Annotated in this window: 14 protein-coding genes; 2 read left to right on the forward strand and 12 right to left on the reverse strand. The window is 61.3% G+C overall.

The window, feature by feature from the left end:
* Positions 1-124: 124 nt before the first annotated feature.
* From IGS58_RS05935 to IGS58_RS05970, 8 genes are all read right to left on the reverse strand, one after another.
* On the reverse strand, positions 125-595 hold the full coding sequence (locus IGS58_RS05935) for a peroxiredoxin (RefSeq protein ID WP_034785468.1): 471 nt from the start codon (positions 593-595) through the stop codon (positions 125-127).
* Between the two features lie 74 nt (positions 596-669).
* A complete protein-coding gene (locus IGS58_RS05940) occupies positions 670-1,629 on the reverse strand; it encodes a polysaccharide deacetylase family protein (RefSeq protein WP_070260550.1) in 960 nt (319 codons plus the stop codon).
* Entirely contained in the window at positions 1,629-2,681 is a 1,053-nt protein-coding gene (locus tag IGS58_RS05945) for a bifunctional UDP-4-keto-pentose/UDP-xylose synthase (protein ID WP_034785470.1), read from the reverse strand. The genes IGS58_RS05940 and IGS58_RS05945 overlap by 1 nt, the downstream gene beginning before the upstream one ends.
* Positions 2,682-2,702: 21 nt before the next feature.
* Positions 2,703-3,620, reverse strand: coding sequence for a formyltransferase (locus IGS58_RS05950; RefSeq protein WP_034785471.1), 918 nt, complete (start codon positions 3,618-3,620; stop codon positions 2,703-2,705).
* Entirely contained in the window at positions 3,620-4,615 is a 996-nt protein-coding gene (locus IGS58_RS05955; RefSeq protein WP_070282401.1) for a glycosyltransferase, read from the reverse strand. The genes IGS58_RS05950 and IGS58_RS05955 overlap by 1 nt, the downstream gene beginning before the upstream one ends.
* 11 nt (positions 4,616-4,626) lie before the next feature.
* Positions 4,627-5,763 (reverse strand): DegT/DnrJ/EryC1/StrS family aminotransferase, encoded by a 1,137-nt coding sequence (locus tag IGS58_RS05960; protein WP_070260552.1) that lies wholly within the window; start codon positions 5,761-5,763, stop codon positions 4,627-4,629.
* 206 nt (positions 5,764-5,969) lie between these two features.
* Entirely contained in the window at positions 5,970-7,643 is a 1,674-nt protein-coding gene (locus IGS58_RS05965) for a glycosyltransferase family 39 protein (RefSeq protein ID WP_230520872.1), read from the reverse strand.
* Positions 7,640-8,032: an Mth938-like domain-containing protein gene (locus IGS58_RS05970; RefSeq protein ID WP_070260554.1), complete on the reverse strand. Its 393-nt coding sequence runs from the start codon at positions 8,030-8,032 to the stop codon at positions 7,640-7,642. The genes IGS58_RS05965 and IGS58_RS05970 overlap by 4 nt, the downstream gene beginning before the upstream one ends.
* 424 nt (positions 8,033-8,456) lie before the next feature.
* On the opposite strand from IGS58_RS05970, the gene IGS58_RS05975 reads away from it, so the two are divergent.
* Both IGS58_RS05975 and IGS58_RS05980 read left to right on the forward strand, forming a co-directional pair.
* Entirely contained in the window at positions 8,457-9,686 is a 1,230-nt protein-coding gene (locus tag IGS58_RS05975) for a pyridoxal phosphate-dependent aminotransferase (protein ID WP_034750427.1), read from the forward strand.
* A 74-nt stretch (positions 9,687-9,760) separates the two neighbouring features.
* Positions 9,761-11,083, forward strand: coding sequence for a homoserine dehydrogenase (locus tag IGS58_RS05980; protein ID WP_034785478.1), 1,323 nt, complete (start codon positions 9,761-9,763; stop codon positions 11,081-11,083).
* A 63-nt stretch (positions 11,084-11,146) separates the two neighbouring features.
* Here IGS58_RS05980 and IGS58_RS05985 read toward each other — a convergent pair whose 3' ends face one another.
* The 4 genes from IGS58_RS05985 to IGS58_RS06000 all read right to left on the reverse strand — a co-directional run bounded on the left by IGS58_RS05985 (position 11,147) and on the right by IGS58_RS06000 (position 14,611).
* The gene (locus tag IGS58_RS05985; protein WP_052140398.1) at positions 11,147-11,512 is read right to left on the reverse strand and encodes a ribonuclease E inhibitor RraB; all 366 of its coding nucleotides are present in this window, start codon (positions 11,510-11,512) and stop codon (positions 11,147-11,149) included.
* A gap of 145 nt (positions 11,513-11,657) precedes the next feature.
* Positions 11,658-12,218: an outer membrane beta-barrel protein gene (locus IGS58_RS05990; RefSeq protein WP_034785479.1), complete on the reverse strand. Its 561-nt coding sequence runs from the start codon at positions 12,216-12,218 to the stop codon at positions 11,658-11,660.
* Positions 12,219-12,386: 168 nt separating this feature from the next.
* Positions 12,387-13,892 (reverse strand): sensor histidine kinase, encoded by a 1,506-nt coding sequence (locus IGS58_RS05995; RefSeq protein WP_115057558.1) that lies wholly within the window; start codon positions 13,890-13,892, stop codon positions 12,387-12,389.
* The gene (locus IGS58_RS06000; protein WP_070260636.1) at positions 13,889-14,611 is read right to left on the reverse strand and encodes a response regulator; all 723 of its coding nucleotides are present in this window, start codon (positions 14,609-14,611) and stop codon (positions 13,889-13,891) included. Before IGS58_RS06000 ends, IGS58_RS05995 begins: the two co-directional genes overlap by 4 nt.
* Positions 14,612-14,820 lie beyond the last annotated feature (209 nt).

Genomic DNA, 14,820 nt, shown 5'->3' on the forward strand with positions numbered 1-14,820 from the left:
CCGCCTGGCGGAGTGGATGGAGGCGCTTCGTTGACTCAAAATGGCGATAGGTACCGTGAACTGAACTGCGGTTGAACCAGGCTCGCTGGAAGCCGACAACGCGCATTGGATCAAAAATGGACGATCAATTCAGATGCGCTACGAATTCCAGCACTTCTTCCACGTGAGTTGCGACCTTCACGCCTCTCCATTCTTTCACCAATCGGCCCTGGGCGTCAATCACAAACGTACTGCGCTCGACGCCACGGACCGTCTTGCCGTACATCTGTTTCATCTTCATGACGTTAAACAGCAGACAAACGGCTTCGTCCGGGTCGGAAATGAGCTCGAACGGCAGTTCCAGCTTGGCTTTGAAACTTTCGTGCGAGCGCAGGGAATCGCGGCTGATGCCGTAGATTTCCACGCCGGCAGCGACGAATTGCGAATACGCATCGCGGAAGGCGATGTTTTCCGTGGTGCAGCCAGGGGTGTTGTCCTTCGGATAGAAAAACAGCACCGTGGCCTTGGCCGGACGGCCCAGCAACTGAAAGGTCTTGCCGCTGGTCATGGCGGCGCTAAAGTCGGGTATGCTAACGAGGGATTGGCTATCAGCCACAGGTTCTCTCCTGAACGGTGATCATCAGCGCTGTTTTTAATCTGGCAACGCATCCAGGTGCAACAATACAGCATTCAGGCCGCTTTGCCCTGCACAATCAGGCGTCCCGAACGGCCTGGCAACTCATCCCAGGTGACGGGACAAACGGGCAAGTCCGTATTTTTTATCTTTTCATAATAATCGCCCATCGCTGCAAACTGGTAGCCCTGGGCTTTCCAGCCAGCCAGCAGTTGTTCGAAAATGGGGGCGAGTTTCTGTCCTTCAAGTTCCGCATGCAAGGTATATACGTGATCGCGGGGATTATCCGCCGTCAGCGACAATATATGCGCGGCAACATTGCTCGTTGTGATCAGTTTGCCGTCGATTTCGCAGCCCAGCAATTCATCCAGGGTGGGCAGGGTGGTAGGCAATTGCACGCATTGCAGGATGGTGTTGCCGTTGCGCACGCGGTGTGGGCCATTGCCAGGATGCACCATGGCGCCGCGCGCGTCGAGCATGGCGCGGCCATCGGAGGCAAAGCGGTAGCCGGCCGTGTCGTGCTCGACAAAGGCGCTGACATTCATTTGCCAGCCGGCCGCGCCGTGCGTGTGCGGCTTGGTGCCAAACACCTGTTCATAGCGGTTGGCGGCCTTGCGCATCATGTTGATGGTCCAGGCGGCGTTGCGCTTGGCCACGTTGTCTTGCCACAGGGTGTGATCCCAGGTGTGGATGCCGCACTCGAAACCGGCATCGCGCACGGCGCGCAATTGCGCCGCGCACAGCTTGCCGATATCGGGTCCCGGCAGCAAGGTGCCGTACATCAATGTTTTCAAGCCGTAGTGTTCGACCACCGAGGTGCGCGACACCTTGCTGAAAAAGCCGGGCCGCAAGGCGCGCCGCAGGGCCCAGCCCGTGTGGTCGGGGCCCAGCGAGAACAGAAAGGTGGCCTTGGCCTGGTGCGCGGCCAGCATGCGCACCAGATTGCCCATGCCTTCACGGGTGCCGCGATAGGTATCGACGTCGATTTTCAGGGTCAGGAACGGCTTGCTCAACATTAATCCATCAGGGCTTTGGCTTGGGCTACCTGGCTGCGGTAGGCGTCGAAAATATTGCGCAGGGAATCGGCCATGGTGGTGGTCGGCGCCCAGCCCAGCTCTTCGCAGGTATTCGTGATTTTCGGCACGCGGTTTTGCACGTCCTGGTAGCCAGCGCCGTAGTAGGCGCCCGAGGTCGTTTCCACGATTTTCACGTGTTTCGCGCCTTCGGCGTATTCCGGGTATTCGGCGGCCAGGGTCAGCATCATGCCGGCCAGGTCGCGGATCGAATAGTTATTGATCGGATTGCCAATGTTGTAGATCTTGCCGCTGGCGATGCCGTTCTTGTTGGCAATGATGCGCATCAGCGCATCGATGCCGTCGTCGATGTAGGTGAACGCGCGTTTTTGCGCGCCGCCGTCGACCAGCGAGATGTTCTCGCCGCGCACGATATGGCCGAAGAATTGCGTCACCACGCGCGAAGAACCTTCTTTTGGCGTGTGGATCGAGTCCAGGCCGGCGCCGATCCAGTTGAATGGACGGAACAGGGTGAAGTTCAAGCCTTCCATGCCGTAGCCCCAGATCACGCGGTCCATCAGCTGCTTGGCGTTCGAATAGATCCAGCGCGGCTTGTTGATCGGGCCGCAGATCAGTTCCGAGTTTTCCGGATCGAATTCCTCGTCATGGCACATGCCATACACTTCCGAGGTCGACGGGAAGACCAGGTGCTTGCCGTACTTGGCGGCCGAGCGGACGATGGGCAGGTTGGCTTCGAAGTCCAGTTCGAAGACGCGCAGCGGCTGCTTGACGTAGGTCGATGGCGTGGCGATGGCCACCAGCGGCAGGATCACATCGCACTTCTTGACGTGGTACTCGACCCATTCCTTGTTGATCGTGATGTCGCCTTCGAAGAAGTGCATGCGCGACTTGTAGTTGTCATCTTCCAGCAATTCCGTGATGCGGTCCGTGTTCATGTCCATGCCGTAGACATGCCAGTCGGTGGTTTCCAGGATGCGCTTGGACAGGTGGTGGCCGATGAAGCCGTTGACGCCTAAGATGAGGACTTTTTTCATGTGAGATTCTCTTGAGTGATATCAGTGTGTGCTGACGCGGGTGGTCAGACTTGCTTGCAATTGCTGAGCCGAAATCGGCTCCCCGGCAGCCCTCAGCGCGGAAATGGCCAGCATGCGGCCGTCTCCGCAGACGCCAAAGATGCAATTATCCACTACCGCCAAGCCCGGTGGCAAACTTCCTGCGGAATGCTTGCTCAAGCGGGCTTTTTCGATGGTGTAAATGACATCGTTGACTTCGGTGAAGGCGCCGGGATAGGGCGGCGCGACGGCCCGGTGCAGGTTGTACACCTGCTGCGCGGGTAACTTCCAGTCGATGCGGCCGTCTTCCGGCTTGCGCCCGCCAAAGTAGCCGCCCTGGCGCAAATCGTTGAGCTGGCGTGGCGCCGTGCCGTCCAGCAAGGCCGGCAGCACGTTCCACAGGGTTTGTTCCGCCGCCACGGTGACCTTGCCGAAGACTTCGAAGGCCGTGTCATCGGGCAGGATGGGCACGGCCGTTTGCGCGACGATGGCGCCGGCATCGGGCTTGACCGTCATTTCATGCAGGGTGGCGCCCGTTTGCGGGGCGCCATGCAGCACGGCCCAGTTGACGGGTGCGCGGCCGCGGAACTGCGGCAGCAGCGAGCCGTGCATATTGTAGGCGGGCGCGACTTCCAGGATGCTGGCGGGCAGCATGTGGCGGTAGTAAAAGCTGAACAGCATGTCCGGCGCTGCCGCCTGCACCTGCGCCAGCAGCTCGGGCGCGCGCGGATCGCCGGGCGTGATGTACGGGATGCCTTCGGCCTGGCACAGGCTGGCGACGGACTCGAACCACAGGTTTTCCGTGGGGCTGTCTTCGTGCGTGACGACCAGGGCGATATCGACGCCACCGGCCAGCAGCACCTTGATGCAGCGCACGCCCACATTGTGGTAGCCGAAGACGACGGCGCGCGGGGCGCCCATCAGCGGCCCACCTGGCGCTTTTCCAGGCGCACGTACGATGGCGCCTCGGCTTCCGCCTGGGCCATGCCGTCCTGCAAGATGGTTTGCACCACGTAGCGGGGACGGGCGCGCACTTGCTGGAAGATGCGTCCCACGTATTCGCCCACGAGGCCGATGCCGAACAGGATCACGCCCATCAGGAAGAAGGCGATGGCGAACAGGGTGAACACGCCCTGCGCCTCGGCGCCGAACAGGAAGCGGCGCGCCAGCAGATAGATCACCAGCAGGGCCGAACTGAGTGACAGCAGCATGCCCAGCATCGAAAAGATTTGCAGGGGAATCAGCGAAAAGCCCGTGACCAGGTCGAAATTGAGGCGGATCAGGCTGTACAGCGAATATTTCGACTCGCCGGCTGCCCGTTCCTCGTGCTCGACGGTAATTTCCGTGGGCTTGCGGGCAAACGTGTAGGCCAGGGCGGGAACGAAGGTGTTGACTTCGGCGCACTGGTTGACCAGGTCGATCACGTTGCGGCCGTACGCGCGCAGCATGTTGCCCTGGTCCGTGATCTTGATGTTGGTGATGCGCTCGCGCAGCCGGTTCATCATCTTCGACGCCAGGGTGCGCCAGGCGGAATCTTGCCGCTTGCGCCGGATCGAGCCCACGTAATCGTAGCCTTCGCGCATCTTTGCCACCAGGTTGCCGATTTCTTCGGGCGGATTCTGCAGGTCGGCATCGAGCGTGACCATGATTTGCCCGCGCGAAGCTTCAAAGCCGGCCAGGATGGCCATGTGCTGGCCATAATTACCGTTGAACAAGACTACGCGCGTGACGTCGGGGCGCTGGCGGAACTGTTCCGCCAGGATGGCCACCGAATTGTCGCGGCTGCCATCATTGACAAAGATGATCTCGTAGCTCGTCTGCAGGGCATCGAGGGCCGGATACAGGCGGGCGAACAGGCTGGCCAGGCCATCCTGCTCGTTGTAGATTGGAATGATAATGGACAGTTCAGGTTTCATCGGCGCGCTGCTCATTTGATGAGAATGGATTTGACGGTGGCGACGGCGCGTTCCACGTCCTGTGTCGTCATGGCGTAGAACATCGGCAAGGTCACGGTCAGGCGGCCGATCTTTTCCGAGACGGGGAACATGCCTTCGGTAAAGCCGCGTTCGCGGTACATGGTAAACAGGTGGATCGGTGCGTAATGATAGCCCGTTCCCACGTTCTGCTGCGCCATTTGCTGCATGAAGGCGGCACGCGTGCCGGGGCCATTGTCGGGCAGGATGATCTGGAACAAATGCCAGTTGCTGTTTTCAAAGTCCTGCACGGGCAGCTGGGCGCCGCTCTGCGCTTCGAAATCGCTGCCGAATTGCGCGAAATAGTGGCGTGCCAGCGCGCGGCGGTGGGCCGTGATCGCGTCGATATTGGCGAACTGGCCCAGGCCGATGGCGGCCATGATGTCGCTCATGTTGTATTTGCCGCCCAGTACATCGACGTCGATGCCGTCGACGCCGCTGCGCGTGACGCCCTGCAGCCGGTATTTCTCGGCCAGCTTCGCTTCTTCCAGATTGTTGAGGACGAGGCAGCCGCCTTCACCCGTGGTGATGTTCTTGTTGGCCTGGAAGCTGAACGAGACGAAGTCGCCAAACGCGCCGATGCGCTTGCCCTTCCAGGTGGAGCCGAATGCTTGCGCCGCGTCTTCCACGACCCTTAAATTGTACTTTTCAGCAATCGCATACAGGCGGTCCATGTCGACGGGCAAGCCGGACAGGTAGACGGGGATGATGGCCTTCGTACGCGGGGTGATGGCCGCTTCCAGCTTGTCGAGGTCGATATTGCGCGTGACGGGATCGATGTCGGCAAACACGGGCGTGGCGCCCACCTCGATGATGACGTTGGCTGTCGCTACCCACGACACGGGCGTGGTGATGACTTCGTCGCCGGGGCCGATGCCGGCGATGCGCAGCGCGATTTCCATGGTGCACGTGCCCGAATTGAAGGTGCGCACGGGACGCCCGCCGAAATACTCGGACAGCTGGGCTTCGAATGCCTGCACTTTCGGGCCGCTGGTGATCCAGCCCGAGCGCAGCACTTCGCCGACGGCGGCGATGGTCGCTTCATCGATGGTGGGTTTGGAAAATGGCAAAAAGGGCAGGGTAGAGGTCATGGGGCGCAGTTCTTGGATCTGTATTGTGTCAGGGTATCGGCGTTGCCGAGGCTGCCAGTGCGGTCAATGGCCGCTGGCAGGCATGGCTATTTTATATCGTCAGTACGGCGGCGCAGCCGGTTCAGCGGTGAAAAATCCTGCTGATGCGGGGGCGGGGCAAGCTGGCCGGGGGCGCGATCCATACTGCCTCGCGCCCCTTTAAACATTTATTTGTTGGCAATGACCATGCGGCGCGCATCCTTGGCAATGACACGCATGGGCACGCCACGCTCCTGCAATTCCTTGTAACGGTACAGGCTGATAATCGCCATGTCGCGCACGCCGGCGTTGGCATCGTTCGTCCATTGCGTGATGAAAGTCTCGATGCTCGGGATGGACAGCTCGGGCTGCTGTTTCAGGCCAAACGTGAACTCATCCCAGTAATCGACGAGGATCACGGGCCGCTGCAGGTAGTATGTCAGCGACTGTTCATAGATGCCGACCGAATAGAGCTTGGTATCGGCCGTCAATTCGGCCTGGATCTGCGGCAGCATGTCGGTGCCCGCGCGGTTCTGGCCATACAGTTCGGAGCCGGCCAGGATGCAGTGCGTGGCCAGGAAGCCGGCGCCGGCGATGGTCAGCACCGTCATGTCGCGGCGCAGCTGGCGCGCATGCAGCAAGGCCAGGGCGCCACCGGCCAGGGCGAAGAAGCCGGCCGCCATCAGCCATGGCTGGTATCCCTTGAGCGCGATCAAGGCTTCCGCGTCGCGCGCGCTGGCCTTGCCAAAGGCGATCGGTCCGCCGATCAGGACGGCCGCGCCCAGCACGCACAGCAGGCCGGCGGCCAGCATGCGCTGGCGGCGCGAGGCCGATTCCAGGTACAGCGCCACCAGCAGGGCCAGCGCCGGGAAGATGGGCACGATATAGCCAGGCAGCTTCGAGGTCGAATAGCTGAAGAAGAAGAAAATGAAGACGGCCCAAACGAGCAGCATCAAACGGGGCTGGAAGGCGCCTTCCTGGCGCTGGAAGGCGGCGGCCAGGCTTTGCGGCAGTACGCCTATCCACGGCAGGATGCCGGGAATGAGCAGCACCAGGAAGTAATACCAGGCCCCTTCGCGCTTGTGGCCCTTCATCAGGAAGCGCTGGAAATGCTCATGGATGAAGAAGAAATGCGGCTGTTCCGGATTGCGCAGGGCGACCAGCACGAACCACGGCGTGGCGATGGCAAGGAACACCAGCAAGCCCTTGACCAGATGCAAACGCGTCCAGATGCGCCAGTCGCGCGCGCACAGCGAATACAGCACCAGCACGGCGCCCGGCAGCACGATGCCGATCAGGCCCTTGGCCAGCACGGCCAGCGCCATGGCGGCCCAGCAGGCCAGCATCCAGTTGCGCCGTTCAAGCGCCGTGGCGTCGTCGCGCTGGGCGATCAGCAGGCTGCCCATGGTGAGGGTCATCATGCCCGACAGGCCCATGTCCAGCGAATTGATCTGGCCGGAAGCGAGCCAGAACAGGCTCGACGCCAGCACCAGGCCCGCATACAGTCCCACGCGCGGGCCGAACACTTTCTTGCCCGCGTAGGCCGTCATGCACACGCCGATGATGCCGCACAGGCCGGTCCACAAACGGGCCTGCCATTCGCCCAGGCCGAAGGCGGCGAAGGTCAGCGCATTCATCCACGTTTGCAGCGGCGGTTTTTCAAAGTACTTGATGCCGTTCAGGCGCGTGGTGATCCAGTCGCCCGTGACGAACATTTCGCGCGCCATCTCCGCGTAGCGGCCTTCGTCGGGCGGCACCAGGGTGCGCACGCCCAGCGCATACAGGGTGACGACGATGAAGATGCCCAGCAGCGACCACATCAGCACCCGCGACGAGTGCAGCTCGTTGACATTGATTTTCATGCGGCCTTGCCTGCAGCCGGGGCCAGGATCAGTGCCAGGGTGACTTTGCGGCCTTCGCCCATGAGGATATTGTAGGTGCGGCAGGCAGCCTGGCTATCCATGCATTCGACGCCGATGCGGCGCATGGTCAGCGCGGCCGTCAGCTTCGGGTGCACGAAGCGCTGGCGCTCGCCCGTACCGAGGATGACCACGTCGGGCGCATCGGCCAGGATTTGCGCGAAATGCGCTTCGTTCAGCTGTTCGAAACTGTCCACCTCCCACGCCCGCGGGGGCATTTCCGGCATGACGATCAGACTGTAGTTATACGGCTGGGCATTGATCTCGACGCCGTTTTCGTCATAGCCGGTGACAGTCTGGTATTGTTGGGTGCTGCTGGCATGGAGTTTCATGGCGATATCGGGGGCTGGTCGTGTCGGTTGATCGGTGCGCGCGCGGCCAAATTGCGTGCCGCGGCCAAGGGCGTAAGCATGCCATAAATGACAGAAAAGAGCGACTGAAAAGCAACATCCTTTCCAAATTGCAATGTTCGGCGCCACAGTGGCGATGCCTGCTTTCGCCATGGTAATGCTGCAAGATTAAGGGAAGATGAAGATGGCGCCCGCCCGATTGTCGTCCGAAGGCGCCGGCGTGGCAGAATCGGCGTCAAATGCTGGGGTTGGCCATGTTTAATTTGATAAAATGGCCTGTTTTCGGCGAGAATGGTTGTTTTCGCCTTGCAGTCTTTCGCATTGCAGTTTCACGGGTTCATAGTTCTGGCGCGGCTATCATGCTGCAAGTTCTGGTCACCGCGCCGCATCACGACAGGGATTTATTTTGCGACCGATTCAGAAATCGAATAAATTGGCGGACGTCTGCTACGACATCCGCGGCCCGGTCCTGGAAAAATCCAGGCAAATGGAAGAAGAAGGCCACAAGATCACCAAGCTCAATATCGGCAACCTGGCCGTATTCGGCTTCGATCCGCCCGACGAGATCGTGCGCGATATGATGCTTAATCTGCAGAACGCGGCCGGCTATACGGATTCGAAAGGCATGTTCGCGCCGCGCAAGGCCGTCATGCACTACACCCAGGGCAAGAATATCGCCGGCGTGACCATCGATGACATTTATCTGGGCAATGGCGCTTCCGAACTGATCGTCATGTCGATGAACGCGCTGCTCAACAGTGGCGACGAAGTGCTGGTGCCGGCGCCCGACTACCCGCTGTGGACGGCCGCCGTCAGCCTGTCGGGCGGAAATCCCGTGCACTATGTGTGCGACGAGCAGAACGAGTGGTATCCCGACATCGAGGACATGCGCCGCAAGATCACGCCGCAAACGAAAGCCATCGTCGTCATCAACCCGAACAATCCCACGGGCGCGCTGTACCCGGTTTCCGTGCTGCTGCAGATCGTCGAACTGGCGCGCCAGCACCAGCTGATCATTTTCGCCGACGAGATCTACGACAAGGTGCTGTACGACGAAGCCGAGCACGTGTCGATCGCCTCGCTGGCAGACGACGTGCTGTTCATCACCATGAACGGCCTGTCGAAGAATTACCGCTCCTGCGGCTACCGTTCCGGCTGGATGGTGGTCTCGGGCGAAAAGCGCCACGCAAAGGATTACATCGAAGGCCTCAACATGCTGGCCTCGATGCGGCTATGCGCCAACGCGCCGGGGCAATTTGCCATCCAGACGGCGCTTGGCGGCTACCAGAGCATACAAGACCTGGTGGGGCCCGGCGGGCGCCTGTTGAAACAGCGCGATCTGGCGCACAAGCTGCTGACCGATATTCCGGGCGTCACCTGTGTCAAGCCGAAGGCCGCGCTGTACATGTTCCCGCGCCTGGACCCGGAGATCTACCCGATCGCCGACGACCAGCAGTTTGCCTATGAATTACTGGCCGAAGCCAAGGTCCTGATCGTGCAGGGCACGGGGTTCAACTGGATCGCGCCCGACCATTTTCGTGTCGTCTTCCTGCCCAACTCCGATGACCTGACCGAGGCCATGGGGCGCATTGCGCGCTTCCTCGAAGGTTACCGCAAGCGTCACGGCCGGGGCTGAATCAGCCAGCAGCAATCTCGATCAACCTGGCGCCGCTCAAGGGGGGCGCCACTTATGAGCAGTCAAGCACAACTATGAAATCCATCAAGATCGGCCTGCTGGGCCTGGGCAATGTCGGTTACGGCACGTTCAGCGTCCTGAAACGCAACCAGGAAGAAATCAAGCGCCGCGCGGGCCGCGGCATTGAAGTCGTCGCCGTCGCCGTGCGCGACGTGGCGCGCGCCGAAGCGCTGGTCGCCGGCGGCTGCAAGGTCGTCAATGACCCGATGCTGATCGTCAACGATCCCGAGATCGACATCGTCGTCGAACTGATCGGCGGCTACGACCTGTCGAAAACCCTGGTCATGCAGGCGATTGCCAACGGCAAGCATGTGGTCACGGCCAACAAGGCCCTGCTGGCCGTGCACGGCAACGAAATCTTCGCCGCCGCCCAGGACAAGGGCGTGATGGTGGCCTTCGAAGCGGCCGTCGCCGGCGGCATCCCCATCATCAAGGCGCTGCGCGAAGGCTTGACGGCCAACCGCATCGAATGGATCGCCGGCATCATCAACGGCACCACCAATTTCATCCTGTCCGAGATGCGCGACAAGGGCCTCGATTTCGCCACCGTGCTGAAACAGGCACAGGAACTGGGCTATGCGGAAGCCGATCCCACCTTCGACATCGAAGGCGTCGACGCCGCGCACAAGGCCACCATCATGTCGGCCATCGCCTTCGGCATCCCGGTGCAGTTCGACAAGGCTTACGTGGAAGGCATCAGCAACCTCAATGCCGTCGATATCCGCTACGCCGAGCAACTGGGCTACCGCATCAAGCTGCTGGGCATCACCAAGCGCGCCACCGTCAATGGCGTGGAAGGCATCGAGCTGCGCGTGCATCCGACCCTGATCCCGGCCAAGCGCCTGATCGCCAACGTGGAAGGCGCCATGAATGCGGTGCTGGTGCATGGCGACGCCGTCGGCGCCAGCCTGTACTCGGGCCGCGGCGCGGGCGCCGAGCCGACCGCCTCGTCGGTGATCGCCGACCTGGTCGACATCACCCGCCTGGCCACGGCCGACCCGGAACACCGCGTGCCGCACCTGGCGTTCCAGCCGAACGCGATGACCGATATCGCGATCTTGCCGATGTCGGAAATCACCACCAGCTACTACCTGCGCATGCACGTGGCCGACCAGCCGGGCGTGCTGGCCGACCTGACGCGCATCCTGGCCGAACGCGGCATCTCGATCGACGCCATGCTGCAAAAAGAGCCAGCCGAGGGCGAGACGCACACGGACATCATCATGCTGACGCACCAGACGCAGGAAAAGAACGTCACGGCCGCCATCGAGAAGATGGAAGCGTTGAACAGCGTGGTGGGCACGGTCACCAAGATCCGCCTGGAAAACCTGAGCTGAGCGTTTTCAGCGAGCCATGCAAAACGGCGCCCGCGGGCGCCGTTTTTTCATCCGATGGCGGTCTTAATGCTGCGGCACGTCGGGCGCGCCGACGGGGCCCACATCCATGCCGTCATAGCTGGCCAGCTGGTTGTCCTGCGCAAACGCCATCAGTTCGCCATTGCGCGCATGCAGGCTGTCGACGCCATGTACTTCGGCCTTTTCCACGTGCAGCACCCACACGGGCGGTGCTGCCGGATCGTCGAGTTCCGGCTGGTACAGTTCCACCGGGCGGTAGCCCTGCAGCGCCAGCACGGTGGCGGCCTGCTCCAGCGGTTCGGACGTGGGGTTGGTGAAGTAATAGCCCCACAGCAGCGGCTGGGACAGGTCCCATGGCGCGTTCTCGGCGATATTGGCAAACAGTTCGCTTACATCTTCTTTGGTCATCATGGCGGTGCCTTCCTTAAAATCTCAGGGCGCGATCTTAGCATCCATGCCGCCTGCTTACCATTCACCCATAAAAAAACCGGCTGCATAGCCGGTTTTTTTTATCAGCCGCTAACAACGGCTTGATTCTGATTCGCGCGAGCGTGAATTAGAACTTGTAGCGCAGGCCGATCGACAGCAGGTCGGCTTTCAGTTTCATGCCATCCTGGCTCATCGTTTTGCCGAAGTTTTCATATTCAGCAACGGCCGACAGGTTTTTATTGAAGTTATAAGCAGCACCGATGCCAAACAGGGCAGCGGTTTTGTTTTTCGATTCGCTGGCGCTGAAACCGATCAGGTTCAATTTGGCTTTGGTGTGGTTTTGAGTAACGCCAACTTTTGCAAACAGCGAGAATTCAGCGTTCAATGGCAAGGTGCCGGTGGCGGCTGCGTAGATTGCGCTGGTTTCCATGCTCAGCGATTCCTTGCCTTCGCTTTCCTTCAGTTTGCCGAAATTGACATAACCGGCTTCCGCGCCGAAGTTAGGCGTGAAGTCGTAACCGGCATAAACTTTAAAACCGGTTTTGTTTTCTTTGCCCGAAGCGACATCGCCCGACAATTTCAATTCCGAACGGCCGGCATTCGCGCCGACATAAATGTTTTCAGCTTGTGCAAACAAAGGGAATGCCAGAGCGGCGCCGACGACTACTGCAAACAATTGCTTTTTCATATTAATCCTAGATAATTAATGCGGAGAGACTGTCTCGCCGCTTAATGGGAGCCGAATTGTATAGGGATGAATATGTTTATGTAAGGCAATTATTTTAAAAATATTAGAAATAAATCATTTGTTGTTTTTAAGCAACGCAACATGTGAACTGCCTGTCTGCGCAATCCGTCATGCGGCACCGCTGAAATGCACGCTGACCTTCAGTCCATGTCCATTCGCCGCCGTCGCCAGTTCCAGCCGGGCGCCGTGCAGGGCCGCGATGTCGCGCACGATGGCCAGGCCCAGCCCGGCGCCGCCAGGATTGCTCTCGAGCGCCGCGCCGACCCGGTAGAACGGCGTCAACACGCGCTCGCGCTCGGCCGGCGGGATGCCCTTGCCGCTGTCTTCCACTTCCAGCACGGCGCCGTGTTCGTGTCCGATCCCCGTCTGCGCCGCGCGCACGCGCAGGATCACGCTGCCGCCCTGCGGCGTGTAGCGCAGGGCGTTGTCGACCAGGTTGGCCACCAGTTCATGCAGCAGCAGGGCCTGGCCATGCACGGGTGCCTCGTCGGGCGCTTCCAGCGACAGGTCTATATGTTTGGCGACCGCGGTCATGGCCATTTCCAGTCCCACCTGCTGCGCCACGTCGCGCAGCGCGACGGTATCCATCGCCAGATTCTCGCCGCCATGCTCGATGCGCGCCAGGGTCAGGAGGCGGTTGGCCAGCAGCACGGTCGAATCGGTGGTGGCGGCGATCGAGCGCACGATGTCGCGCAGGGCGGCGATGTCCGGCGGCGCGCCCGCCTGGCGGTCGCACTCGCGCATGGCCAGTTCGGCCTGGGTTTTCAGCACCGTCAATGGCGTGCGCAGCTGGTGCGAGGCGTCGGCGATGAAGCGGCGCTGGCTGGCGATCAGCTGCTGCAGGCGCGACATGGAGCCGTTCATGGCACTGACCAGCGGGCGCATTTCCTTGTGTACCAGCGTGGGATCGACGTCGGACAAATCGGACAGGGTGCGCGTCTCGACTTCCGTTTTCAGGCGCATCAGCGGGCGTAGCACCAGGCGCACGGCAAACCACACGAGGGCGCCCATCACCAGTATCATTGCCGCCTGCCAGATCAGGGTGTCGAACAGGATCTGGTTCGACAGGCCGCGCCGCGCGTCCAGCGTCTCGGCCACCTGGATCAGGGCGATGCCGCGCATCGAGTCGTCATACACGGGTTGCAGCAGGGCGGCGATGCGGATCGGCTTGCCGTGGTAGTCGGCGTGGTAGAAGCGCACCAGGGCCGGATAGTTCTGCGAGCGGGGCACGTTTTTCGGCACGGGCGGCAAGTCGCCATAGCCTGACACCAGCTCGCCATTGATGCCCGTCACCTTGTAGTAGATGCGGCCCAGGGTGTCGGTCTCGAAGCTGTCGAGCGCCACGTAAGGCACTTCGGCGACGACCTTGCCGCCGACGATGGAGACGCGCTCGGCCAGCGCCCGCGTCGATGCCAGCAAGGAGCGGTCGTAGGCCATGTCGGCCGCGTCGAGCGCGTTGCGGTAGACAAAAACGGCATCGAGCAGCACCAGCATCACCAGCGGAATGAGCAGCCAGCGCAGCAGCTGGCTGCGCAGGCTGCCCAGCGGCCGGCTCTGCGCCCAGCGCCGGCGCAGGCGTTCGAGCAGCGGCAGGCGTGGGGCGCGCACGGTCATTTTGGCGCGGCCGGCGCCATCGCGCTGCGCGGCTGCAGCAGGTAGCCGATGCCGCGCAGGGTGGTGATGACGGCGCCGTCGGGCGAGCCGCTTTCCACGCCGTTCTCGAGTTTTTTGCGTACGCGGTGGATATACAGTTCGATGGCGTCCAGGTTGGCGTCGTCGGCCAGCGCAAAGACTTCGTCAAACAGCTTTTCCTTCGACACGGCCCGCCCCGAGCGCGTGATCAGCGCTTCGAGCACGGCGTGTTCGCGCGGCGTCAGCGCCAGCGCCGCTCCGCGATAGCTGAACATGCGCGTGACGGTGTCGAAACTGAGGGCGCCGCAGGTGTGCACGAGTGCCTCGTTGCCCTGGCTGCGGCGCAGCAGGGCTTTCACGCGCGCTTCCAGTTCGGCCAGCTCGAACGGCTTGGCCATGTAATCGTCCGCGCCCAGGTTCAGGCCCTGCACTTTTTCATCGAGGCCGCCGCGCGCCGTGAGTATCATGACGGGAGTCTTGCCGCGCGTGCCGCCGCGCGCGCGCAGGCGGCGCAGCACGTCCAGGCCATCCATCTTCGGCAGGGTCAGGTCGAGCAGCACCAGGGAATATTCCTGCGTATGCAGCAGGGCGTCGGCATCGGCGCCGTTGTGGGCGGTCTCCACCGTCAGGTGCGCGTCGCGCAGGGCCTTTGCCAGCCAGTGCGACAGCTCCAGATGGTCTTCCACTAATAATATGCGCATGGTCTCCGCCATTCGTTTGAATTGGTGCAGTGTAAGCCTGCCGGCGCCGCGCCGACAGGGGCGGCGATGAATATGTTTGCCCGCCTTGTGGCTGGCGGACGACACCTGTCAGTCTGAAAGCGAATTGAAAGGATCGCGCTCATATAGTGTGATCCTGATTCATGAAAATGATCAGGCATATCACTAATAACTATATCTAAGGGAGACAC

The organism is Janthinobacterium sp. EB271-G4-7A (assembly GCF_020858075.1).
GTDB lineage: Bacteria > Pseudomonadota > Gammaproteobacteria > Burkholderiales > Burkholderiaceae_D > Janthinobacterium > Janthinobacterium lividum.